At 39.4% G+C, this 11,734-nt stretch carries 10 protein-coding genes; 3 read left to right on the top strand and 7 right to left on the bottom strand.

Going from position 1 to position 11,734, the window contains the following annotated elements; translation table 11 throughout:
* Positions 1–154 precede the first annotated feature (154 nt).
* Positions 155–514 (top strand): hypothetical protein, encoded by a 360-nt coding sequence (locus D0T56_RS12630; RefSeq protein WP_163320523.1) that lies wholly within the window; start codon positions 155–157, stop codon positions 512–514.
* A gap of 75 nt (positions 515–589) precedes the next feature.
* Here D0T56_RS12630 and D0T56_RS12625 read toward each other — a convergent pair whose 3' ends face one another.
* Positions 590–901, bottom strand: coding sequence for a hypothetical protein (locus D0T56_RS12625; protein WP_163320522.1), 312 nt, complete (start codon positions 899–901; stop codon positions 590–592).
* A gap of 310 nt (positions 902–1,211) precedes the next feature.
* Here D0T56_RS12625 and D0T56_RS12620 point away from each other — a divergent pair, with 310 nt between their 5' ends.
* Both D0T56_RS12620 and D0T56_RS12615 read left to right on the top strand, forming a co-directional pair.
* A complete protein-coding gene (locus tag D0T56_RS12620) occupies positions 1,212–1,640 on the top strand; it encodes a helix-turn-helix domain-containing protein (RefSeq protein WP_163320521.1) in 429 nt (142 codons plus the stop codon).
* Positions 1,641–2,003: 363 nt separating this feature from the next.
* Entirely contained in the window at positions 2,004–2,957 is a 954-nt protein-coding gene (locus D0T56_RS12615) for an NAD(P)-dependent oxidoreductase (RefSeq protein WP_163320520.1), read from the top strand.
* A gap of 36 nt (positions 2,958–2,993) precedes the next feature.
* Here D0T56_RS12615 and D0T56_RS12610 read toward each other — a convergent pair whose 3' ends face one another.
* The 6 genes from D0T56_RS12610 to D0T56_RS12585 form a co-directional block, all read right to left on the bottom strand.
* Positions 2,994–3,959, bottom strand: coding sequence for a helix-turn-helix domain-containing protein (locus D0T56_RS12610; RefSeq protein ID WP_163320519.1), 966 nt, complete (start codon positions 3,957–3,959; stop codon positions 2,994–2,996).
* 619 nt (positions 3,960–4,578) lie between these two features.
* Positions 4,579–6,966, bottom strand: a complete 2,388-nt coding sequence (locus tag D0T56_RS12605; RefSeq protein ID WP_163320518.1) for a two-component regulator propeller domain-containing protein — start codon at positions 6,964–6,966, stop codon at positions 4,579–4,581.
* A 272-nt stretch (positions 6,967–7,238) separates the two neighbouring features.
* Positions 7,239–8,114 (bottom strand): carbon-nitrogen hydrolase, encoded by an 876-nt coding sequence (locus D0T56_RS12600; RefSeq protein WP_163320517.1) that lies wholly within the window; start codon positions 8,112–8,114, stop codon positions 7,239–7,241.
* Positions 8,115–8,118: 4 nt separating this feature from the next.
* Complete coding sequence (locus tag D0T56_RS12595) at positions 8,119–9,156, bottom strand: agmatine deiminase family protein (protein ID WP_163320516.1); 1,038 nt, start codon at positions 9,154–9,156, stop codon at positions 8,119–8,121.
* 34 nt (positions 9,157–9,190) lie between these two features.
* A complete protein-coding gene (locus tag D0T56_RS12590; RefSeq protein ID WP_163320515.1) occupies positions 9,191–9,718 on the bottom strand; it encodes a gamma carbonic anhydrase family protein in 528 nt (175 codons plus the stop codon).
* 154 nt (positions 9,719–9,872) lie between these two features.
* Positions 9,873–11,657, bottom strand: a complete 1,785-nt coding sequence (locus D0T56_RS12585) for an aminopeptidase P family protein (RefSeq protein WP_163320514.1) — start codon at positions 11,655–11,657, stop codon at positions 9,873–9,875.
* Between the last annotated feature and the right edge of the window lie 77 nt (positions 11,658–11,734).

Here is an 11,734-nt window from a genome sequence, read left to right as displayed (position 1 = left end):
TGGTTCGCTTATAAATCATTCTTTTTATGTAAGTTTGTAAATTAAGCAAGAAACGACAGATGATAAAAATAATACGCATTTTAAATAATTAATTGAACCAATGCTAGAGTTTGTGGCAAGCTCGCAGACTGCAAAATTAGACAAAATAAAAAATATGTGGACTCCTATTTCTTTAAATGACTTGTATGACAGAATTCTTGAAGCAGAGAAAGAATTCAGTGGAGAATTGTCGAATTTCTGGGAATTGATAAAAATTTTCCCAGAAAAATGGAAAGAAGAAAAATACGCAAAAGAGGGAGATGGTTTTTGGGTCGTAGCCATATGTGGACGAAAAATTGTTTGGTATAATGATATTGAAGAAGGTTTTAATATCTCAGATTACAAAATTTATGGACAATTTGAAGATTATTATTGCAATCAGGATGATTTAAATTGGTGCATAATAAGTCTTTTTGACTTGATAAAATTTGGTGGAGGTATTATTGGACAGGCAGGACCTCCGTTGCCGTTGTAAATCCAAACCACAGGACGTTATGGAAATTTGTCCGTTTATTTCACCATGTTCCCGCAAATTTCGTCCTATGGAGTTTCAAACCCCGTAGTTGTTATTTTTCGGATTATTATAATCCAAATTATTGAGAAGACCACAAAACTCCAGCAAGAGTAATTGCCTATTTTTTTCTTTTAGTATTTTCAACTTTTCCGCTTCCGTAATCTGAAGATATAGAATAAATGTTGTTAACCCTACAATGATAAGGATCAGGTTACTAATGAAGATGATCCAATCTGTGGATTGATTAGTTGATATAAACAAACGGCAAAAATTGATACAGAAAAACAGAATAAAAGAAGTTACTGCCACCACAAAACTAACTTTTGATTTCCGAAATATATTTTTCATAATGATTTGACAATTAATATTAGATTAATAAACAAATGAAAATATTTTTTCTTGATCACATATTTTTTACTGGATGGTAAAAACTAAACAACATTAGTTATTTACCAATGGGAAATGCTAATTTTTTGTACATTTGCCATAACCATGTGTTTCATCTATTTGTTAGATAGGTATTAAGTAGTTGCAAAGTATTTCGGGCGAACCAGAGGTTCGCCCCTACAATGAAAAATGCCAATGTAGGGGTGGGGTTTTACTCCACCCGAAGAATTTCAAAAATCAGATTTCGGATTTAAAAAAAACAATATAAAATATGGAAGCAGAAAATAAAGAAAGACGGGTACACCACGGACATAATGTGAGACGAGTGCGTGAAACACTTGGTATAAAGCAGGAAGCATTGGCGGCGGATATTGGCATGAGTCAACAATCAATATCTGTTTACGAGCAGAAGAAAGTGATAGAAGATGAAACACTGGAAAAGATAGCCAAAGCATTAGGTGTGGCTCCTGATCTTATTAAGAATATGGAAGATGATCCATTGACAATAATTATAGAAAATAATACTTTTGGGGATCAAGACAGGATTAATATACAAAATGAGAATTTTGATAACGTCTATAATCCCATAGAAAAGATCATAGAATTAACTAATGAAAAGGTGGCTCTTTATGAGCGCATGCTGGCATTAGAACAGGAAAAAGTAGCTATGCTTGAAAGGTTACTGAATGAGAAGAAATAGGTTGTGATGTAAAAAGTGGAAAGCTTTTGTCATGCTGAGTGAAACGAAGCATCTGTAAATACATTAGATCCTTCACTCTGTTCAGGATGACAAAAAGATATCTGTAGGGGCGTAAAATCTTACGCCCTCATATCAACAATACCTGTTTTCCGGGGTTTATAACCCCGGAGTTATTATTTCCCGGATTTAAAATCCGGACAGTAGCCAAGCATGGGGATTTGCAATCCCATACGACGATAGATGTGTAGGGGTGGGGCTCTGCTCCACCCGAATTGCAAAACATCATTCTTTCGTTAACTTTCGGGCAGACCAGAGGCCTACCCTTACAAACCACCCGAAAAATGTAAAGCTAAATATACAGTTATGAAAAAAATATTATTCGCCCATAATTTTAAGAGAGAAGGTTTTTCAGTGTTGGAAGGTAAGTTCGAGATGATTTACCCGGAAAAATCTATCTTCAAGAAAGATGAAATATTGGATCGGATAGGCGATGTTGAGGTTTTCGTCCCGAACTTCACATTTATGACTGACAAAGAAATTATAGACAAGGCTCCGAAACTGGAATTGATTGCCAATTTCGGAGTGGGGTATAACAATATTGACGTGGCATACGCCGCCTCAAGAAATGTTGTAGTCACCAATACGCCCAATTCGGTTTTGGAACCAACTGCCGAACTCTGCTTCGGATTGATTGTAGCAACAGCTCGCAAAATCGGCTTTTATAACTATCAGGTGCGCCAACCGGAAGGTATAAACTGGGGACTTTATGATAACATGGGCATGTCTGTTTTCGGCAAAACACTGGGCATCGTCGGCATGGGTAGAATAGGTCAAGCTGTGGCCAGACGTGCCGTGGCTTCCGGTATGAAGATCATATACCATAACAGGACACGCCTTTCGCCCGAAATAGAATCCCGATATGACGCCCGATATGTTAGTTTCGACCAACTTCTGTCGGAAGCCGACATTGTTTCGATAAATGCGCCATCTACCAGCGAAACATATCATCTGATATCGGAAGCCGAACTGAAAAAGATGAAAAATACAGCCATCCTTATCAATACTGCCAGAGGTTCTTTAGTCGATGAAATCGCTTTAGCCAAGGCCTTGGCATCGGGCGAGATACTTGCTGCCGGACTGGATGTTTATGAGCATGAACCAAATATACCTGAAAGCCTGTTGAAACAGACTCATAATACAGTATTGTGCCCTCATGTAGGCACTCTGACCAGCGAAAGCAGACTGGCAATGCAGCAAGAGGTGGCCAACAACATCCTGAATTATTACGAAGGAGAGCCCATCAGCCGGGTGAACTAGTTCTACCTTGAGAATAGATAATAATGCTGATTGACGTTATTCAAGAGTATTGGTCAATTTTCGTTGCTCGTTAAAGAATTTTATTCGTTGCATTTCTCCGGCTTCGGAGATAAGAGTCGAACACTTTTTCAAAGACTGAATCCAGAAGTGTATCTTTTCGTAGGTTTTGTCATCTAACGATGCCACCGAATTTAATATGAATGTTTTTATCAGGCTTATATTAAGATTTTGCGAATGGATATAACTATACGTGTTCTCAAAATTTATATTGGATATGTATAATTGAACTTTGCATCCATCGTCAAACTGCCCTTTTATAGCAAGTGCTTCCAGTTCGTTTATCAGTTGGTGAATTTCTCCTTTCAGTTCTGTTACTTCTTCTCTATCAATTAAGTTTATACCCGAAAAGTATTTGATATCATTAATCAGGTATGTAAACATCATATTATCGAATATGTAGAATGTATTTTTTATTTTGGCTTGTTCGGTATAAGTGTCTTGTTCCAACTTCAGCATCCTGTCGGTATAGTTGATTTCCTTGAGCGACTTCGAAGAATATTTTTCGTCATATTGATATGCCCATTTGAAAAGGAATAATTTGTTCAGATAGGGATAGTTGTAGTAGAAAAACTGTGGAACTGAGTTTGTTGCACACCCCAATTCCGATCTGGAGTCTTCGTTTATAGATTGAAGGACATATACGAAATGATCCATCATAGCTAAATCTATATCAAGAGGATCGACATGTTCCGGTATTTTCAACTGAAATGGCCTGCTCTTGTTTGGTGCTGTTCCCAGTATGTTGTCCATAGACAAGTCGAGCTCCTTCGATATGATAGCCACTTCCGTGAGGGTGAAGGGCACTTCGCCCCTCAACCGCCTGTATATTGCTTCTTTACCTATAAACAGGATATCCATGAGGGTATTAGCCAGATTTTTGTCCTGAGGGAGCTTCTCTCTGATGGAATTGAGAAGGCTTTTGTGTATAAAATCATCTTTCATTGGGAGTATTATTGATTAATAAATAGAGTCACGAAAAAATATTGATTCAAAAATAAACCAGTTCGTTATGAAATTTTTGATATAAATATGCCATACTGACAAAAAGAAATATTCGTTTCCAACAATCTTTTTTCAACAAAAATGGTAAGTGTCTGATGAGATTTTCCTTATAAGAAATCAATTAATAGTTTCAATTGAATACTCACAACTTCTCCCTGATATGAGAGTGCCTAACAGTAGTGGTTCAAAACCTATGGCAAAAGACAGATATAATTTAGTATATCGTCAATAACAATGAAGTCATCTAGACTTTTTAAATTATACTTAATTTTTGAGTTTTTGTCATGTTGAACGTAGTGAAACATCTAAAAAANAAAAAACAGATCCTTCGATACTCTCAGGATGACAAAATTGAATAAAACGAAAAAGTCTAGACGGTTTCAATGTTAAAAATAGTGCTTTATTCAGAATCTGCCGATTATTTTTGAATTTATTTCTTTTTTGTTTTACTTCTTTTAACATTTTGTCAAAATAGAAAAACCATATATGCCTGAAAATGAACAATTATTTTAACAGACACGATGCGACTGTTTCAGAAATAATTATCGAAAAAAGGATATTATCTTACAACTAATATCTTGGTGACAACACCCGAACTTCCGTCGGATGAAGATCCGAGTACCAGATATGTACCCGTGTCCACATTTGCTCCCTTTCCGTTGCGGCCATTCCAGATGTATTGGCCTCCGAGTGATTTTCCTTGATTGATGATATTCCCTTTGACATCGGTTATTTTGACATTCGAATCGGCTTGAAGTCCATAAACAGTAATTGGCCCGTCATATTCGGGTCTTACCGGATTGGGGTATACATATACGTTCGAAAAATCGGATCTACCTTCCGTAGCATCACTTTTAAAAGATACTAGGCCGTTGCTTGTTCCCACATATACCTCACCACTTACGGGGTCGATGGCCAAAGATTCTATTCTATTGGATGGCAACGCACTGTTTTTGGTGGTGAAGGTGTGGATAGTTTCTTTCCCGTCTTCACTTACAAGAAATAAACCGGCATCTTCCGTACCAATCCATTTGCGGTTGGCTCCGTCAACAGCTAATGTACGTACTCGTGAGTTTTCGAGAAGAATGTCGGCAAAGTTGGTCCCATCATTTCTCGGAATCTTTATTTTGTTGAGGGTTAGCTCTTTTTTTGTGAAAATATTACTGGAGTTGTAAATTACAAACGGACCCAGATCTGTCGCTACCCAAATGTTTCCGGATTTATCTTCCTTTATGTCATATATGAGATCTACTTTCAATGCATTATAGTCCTGATCGTAAAACGATGTCTGGTATATTACTTTGTCGTCCAATACATTGTTGATGGTGTTGTTGTCGTCAATCACCATGATGAACGGAGTTTTTCGAAATGTAGCTATCCATTTGCGATTATACCTGTCAACAATCAGGCTCTTGGCACCTGTATAGTCTACCATTCCTCCGGAAATAATATTTGTATTGTTATAGTTTGGTTTTAGCCATTGTCCGTCTTTGGTTCTGATTGTAATGAAATCGCTTGTTTTAGAGTTGGATATCCAGAGATTGCCATTTCTGTCGTATGACATGCCATTCACCCTGCGATAGTTTGGCGAACCATTCGAGTCCAGAGTCTCAAAATCGCTATGTAGCTCTACAAATTTCTTATCCCTGAATTCGTATACCCCTTCTCCCCAACTGGCAACAAAAAGATGGCTTCTGTCGTAAGGATCGGATACAACGGAAACAAAATCGGAGGGTTCGTTAATTGCTGTCCAGTCTGATTTATCTATACCATTATCAATCTCCGTTTTGTCGTAATTGAACCATATATTGTCCTTATACTGACTCAGTTGTGCCGGGTATCTATGTCTGTCAAGATAATAACCGCCTCCCGTAGACATAAGTTTTTCTCCATCATGAGCAAGGAAAAAGGACAGATTGGAAAGTGGCCCGTTGGGTTTTATTTCCGACTCGACAAATTCTAACGAATTTGAATTATTGTCGGCTACATTTACCAGGCATAGGTTTTTGTTGCTAATTCCTAACCAATACTGATTGTCTTTATTTTTCTTTGGGCATAGACTATAAATTGTATCGCTATTTTCTGAGTTGAGGTTTATTTGTTGATATTGCTCTAAACCCGAAAAATTGTAAAACGAGGAAGAAGCATGAGCTATAAATCTGTCATTTCCGGTGGAGCTGATTTGTGTAATCCCTTTGCCTTCCAATACTCTTTCTACATACTCATCATAAAGAATATAAACTGCCCTTCCGGGAACCAACATGTGAATTTTATCTTTATAAATAGCCATGTTCATTATCTCGTTATCATAAAAAGTATAATCGGAGTATGCGTATTTTCCTGCCACAACAATTTGTGTCCAATTATTTTGATCCAGTATGTTTTTGTTCTGATCGACAATACGTACTCCTCGTTCGGATGATATGTAGATGTAGTCGCCCAAAACACATGCCGAGTATACTTTAAACGGGAAAGGACAAGTCTCTTTGACCTCGGCTTTGGCCATGTCAATTATAACTAATCCGAAGTTTGAACTCAGATATGCCATATCTTCGTATACCGATATGTTGTTTACCGTTTTATCTATATTCTGAGTCGTATTTTTCAATGATGGAATATTGGTGTAATTGTTATTTTTATCCAATATATCAATGTCATAATCATCTCTCAGAATGAGCAGTGTGCCACTTTTGTCGCTGTAAGCTATTTTTAGGATATTGTTGTTTCCTCCCTCAAGTTTTACATGCGTTTCCATGTTTTTGTCTTGGGGGTTATACGAGAACAACTTACCATCGGTGAGAACATAAATAACGTCTCCTGCATCACATATTGCCTCAGGACCTGCTTCGTATGAAAAATAGGTGCTCCAGTCGCCTATTTTCTGGCTGAACAATGTGTTGGTTGCAAAAAATAGCAATATGATGAAAAAAGCGGATTTCTTTCCCATTTTTTAGATATTAAAGTTTATATAGATAATATTATATATGGTTCACTTTAGTTGATTATATAGTAAACAAGATACTAGTTCTTTTTACTTGTCTACTCGTCAACTTGTTTACTTGTCAACTATTTATCTACCAGTTACAAGCCAATTGTAGCCGACCGCTACTTCTGCGGAATCACCAATTTCTGACCTACGTTTTAGTTATCGTAAATCAAATACTGATTGGCATTAATAATAAACGTAGAATTACCTTATAATATTGTGAGAGACTAGCTTCAATCTCTGAATCTTTTTGTCAACTCGCCGAAATAATCAATTCTCCTGTCCCTGAAAAATGGCCAGATGCGGCGTACGTTTTCGGTTCGCTTCATGTCTATATCTATTATTTCAACAGCTTCGTCACTGTTTGGTGCCTGCCACAATATTTCGCCTTGCGGACCTGCTACAAAGCTGTTTCCCCAAAACTGAATCCCGTTTGTTTGACCTGATGGGTCAGGCTCGTAGCCTGTCCGGTTTACGGAGATAACAGGTAGTCCGTTGGCAACGGCATGTCCTCGCTGAGAAATAATCCATGCGTTCAATTGCCTGTCTTTCTCGTCTTCCGTATCTGTCGATTCCCATCCTATCGCAGTGGGGTATATAAGAAGCTCTGCCCCTGCCAGCGCCATCAGGCGGGCAGCCTCGGGATACCATTGATCCCAGCACACCAATACGCCTAATTTGCCTAGTGACGTTTGTATGGGTTCGAAACCCAAGTCTCCCGGAGTGAAGTAGAATTTTTCGTAGTAGGCCGGATCGTCAGGAATGTGCATTTTGCGGTATTTTCCTGCGATGCTGCCATCTTTTTCCATCACCACGGCTGTGTTGTGATATAGTCCGGGTGCACGGAACTCGAACAATGACAAGACAATGACAATGCCTAGTTCCTTGGCTAAAGAGCCGAAAAGATCGGTTGATTTTCCCGGAATAGTTTCGGCAAGATCGAAAACGTCAGTGTCTTCCGTCTGGCAGAAATAAAGTGAGTTGTGCAACTCTTGCAAAACAACCAATTCTGCCCCCTGTTTTGCCGCTTGCCTGATTTTTGCTGACAGGTTTTCTATATTTTTTTCAATATCAGCTATGTTGGCTTGTTGAACGATTCCTATTTTCATGATTTCAAAACTTATTTTTAATAAATCCTTTCGGGAATTGCATCGTCACGCAATGCAAAGACCCATGTTGTTTTATGATAGGCAAGCAATCTACTCCTACAATCTTTCTTGAGGGGAAAGCCTTTTCCAATTGTTTTTTCGCAATATCGTCTTTCGGAGAATTGTAAGTCGGCATCAAAACAACCTTATTCATGATCAGAAAATTGGCATAAGTTGCGGGTAGCCTTTCACCGTCTTCCATCACTGTGTCTGCCATAGGGATAGGAATCAGGTTGTATGCTTGCCCTTGGTAGTCTGTAAATTCTTTCAGTTGCTCTTCCATTTTTTGCAACGAGCCGAAATGTTCGTCTGCCTCATCTTCACATTTCACATAGGCAATTGTGTGTTCGTCACAAAAACGAGCCAACGTGTCTATGTGGCTGTCGGTATCGTCTCCCGCCAGATATCCGTGATCTAGCCAGAGAACCCGCTTAAGTCCAAAAACAGAGATCAGATAATCTTCTATTTCCTGCTTGGTTAGGTATGGATTCCTGTTTGGCGACAACAGACATTCGGACGTGGTGAGCAGGGTTCCTTTTCCGTCCGACTCTATCCCTCCGCCCTCAAGTACAAAGTTTTTCTTATTTTCGTATCTGACATCTGTCTCGAAAATATTTTTTGCAAAAAGGCCTCTGTTGATCTGATTGTCGTAATTGGCAGCAAATTTTAATCCCCATCCGTTGAATGTGAAGTCGTAAAGAACAGGCTTGTTGTTTATGAATACCGAAACAGGAGCATGATCTCTTGCCCATGTGTCGTTGGAGGGCAGTACCACTATTTGCAGATTGCCCGAAAGCGCAATATCTTTCAGTGCATCTGTCACTATTTTTTCGTCAGGTGCAACAACAATCAGTCGCTGCTCCTTTAATATTTCGCCAGCCAGTTTACGAAAACATTCGGTTATCTCGTCAAGCATATAATGCCAGTCGCTTTCTTTGTGAGGCCACGTAAGCATCACAGCATCTTGAGGATACCATTCGGGCGGAAAAAATATATTGTTCATCTTGATAGGGTTATATTAGATGTTTACAGGAAGATTAATCCTCTTCTTCATCTTTGAACCATCCTGAATACATCAGATAGTTTTTAGCAATCTTCTGATTCATTTCTTTCGATTGTTCGGGGTCTACGTTTTTGACGAATTTTGCAGGAGTTCCGGCATAAATACTACCCGGTTCCACCTGTGTACCGCTCAACACAACCGAGCCGGCAGCAATAATTGCACCTTCGCCAATCACCGCATGGTCAAGAACAATTGCCCCCATCCCAATCAGTGCTCCGTTCTCAACCTTAGCGCCGTGGATAACTACGTTGTGCCCTACGGAAACATCGTCTCCGATTTCTATGGTCGATTTCTGGTACAGGGTATGCAACACGCTTCCGTCTTGAATGTTAACCCTGTTGCCGATTTTTATTGAATTGACATCGCCCCGCAATATGGTATTGAACCAAATGCTGCAGTCCCTACCAATCACCACATCCCCGATGATGGTTGCGTTTTCTGCCAGATAGGTGTTTTCACCAATTTGGGGAGTAAATCCCCTTACTTCTTTTATCAGCGCCATATTTTAAGTATATTGATAGAATTTTAATGATACATTCAAATTATAGAAATCATCTTGACTTTTAGTTTTGTTCATTTTTGTCATCCTGAGAGTATCGAAGGATCTGTATTTTTCAGATGTCTCACTTACGTTCAACATGACAAAGTAATAAAATTTATATGGTTTTTGTTTTTTCTTTTAACCATTCTTTTTCTTCTTCATTCAGAGATGGACTTAGGCGTTCATATACGTACACATGATAAGCATTGAGCCATTCTATTTCTTTGTCAGTCAGCATGTCTTTTACAACCGGAGTGGTATCCAGAGGGCAAACAGTTAAAGTTTCGAACGAATAGAAACTACCAAATTCGGTGATTTCATCCTCTCTGGTTAGAACAAGGTTTTCTATCCGTATGCCATATTTCCCCGATCTGTACAAGCCGGGTTCGTTAGAGGTCACCATTCCCGGTTGCAACTGAGTAGGATTTTCATCCATGCGTATGCTTTGAGGCCCTTCGTGAACGTTGAGAAAAGACCCGATGCCATGACCCGTACCGTGAAGATAGTTGAGTCCTTTGTCCCACAATGCTTTCCGTGCCAGAATATCCAATTGGCTGCCTCGTGTGCCTTGCGGAAATTTTGCTGTTGCCAACGAGATATGACCTTTCAATACCATCGTATAGTCTTCTTTCATCTGATCGGTCAATTTTCCTACGGCAATGGTACGTGTAATGTCTGTTGTCCCGTCAAAATACTGACCTCCCGAATCCAACAACAGAAAACCCTCCGGTTTCACATCGGCCGAACTTTCAGCAGTGGCGGTATAATGAACAATTGCTCCGTTTGCCCCGTAACCGGCTATTGTGGCAAAACTGTCTCCTACGTAAAGAGGTTGCTCGTTTCTGAATCCTGCTAATTTTTCTATTACAGACAATTCTGTCACTCCACCTTGGGGAATAGCCTTTTCAAGCCACATCAAGAATCTGACCAAGGCTACGCCATCCCTTTGCATAGCATCGTGGAACCCCTGTATTTCGGCGTCATTCTTTATGCTCTTCATCAAATCGGCAGGAGATGGTATGTCAACAACCCTGCATCCTTGCGGAATTTGATTGTATAACGAGAATGATATTTTAGCACTGTTCAAACAAACAACAGTTTCTTTCTGCAATTTAGCAACATAGTCATTCACTTTGGCATAATCCGCCAGAATGACCCCTTCACTTTTCAGGTAATCTGAAATCTCTGCTGTCAGTTTTGCAGGATCAATAAACAGAACTGTTTCTTTTTCTGAAATATAAGCATAAGCCACAGCTACCGGATTGCAAGACACATCATTGCCTCTGATATTGAATATCCATGCAATGGTATCTAGCGATGATACCAACAGCGCGTTGGCATTATTATCGTCTAATGCCTCAACTAATCTCTTTATTTTTGAAGAACATGATTCTCCTGCAAACTTGAGCGGATGAATGAATATCGGGTTCTTCGGTATTTCGGGGCGATCGTGCCAGATTGCGGCAAACGGGTCGTAATCGCTGATAAGGTGCAAGCCTTTGGCATTTAGTTTGTGTGTAAGAGCAAAGGCATCTTTCGCAGCATAAACATTTCCATCAATGCCTACATAGTCGCCTTTTCCGAGTTCGGATATCAACCACTGATCTATGCTTGGTGTGACAGGTAATCCGTCTTTAAACAAATCGATGCTTGTTCCTTGTAGTTGCTCGGCTGCTTGCAGAAAATAGCGCGAGTCTGTCCACAGTCCGGCTTTTTCCCGGGTTACGACAACCGTTCCGGCCGATCCGGTAAACCCGCTTATCCATTTGCGAGCCGACCAATGTGTAGCCGGATATTCACTTACGTGAGGGTCGGTGCTTGGGATGATAAAGGCATGGAGTCCTTTTTCTTCCATAAATTTTCTTAAGCCAGCCAGCCTGTCTTTTATTTTGTTATGCATAATGAAGTTTATTTTTATATATTAGAGTTTATATTTAATAGTTTATTAAAGCGTTCTTTTACATAACTTTGTGATTT

The organism is Dysgonomonas sp. 520, assembly GCF_010501095.1.
Classification (GTDB): Bacteria; Bacteroidota; Bacteroidia; order Bacteroidales; family Dysgonomonadaceae; genus QVMP01.
This window is presented reverse-complemented; position numbering and strand designations above follow the sequence as displayed.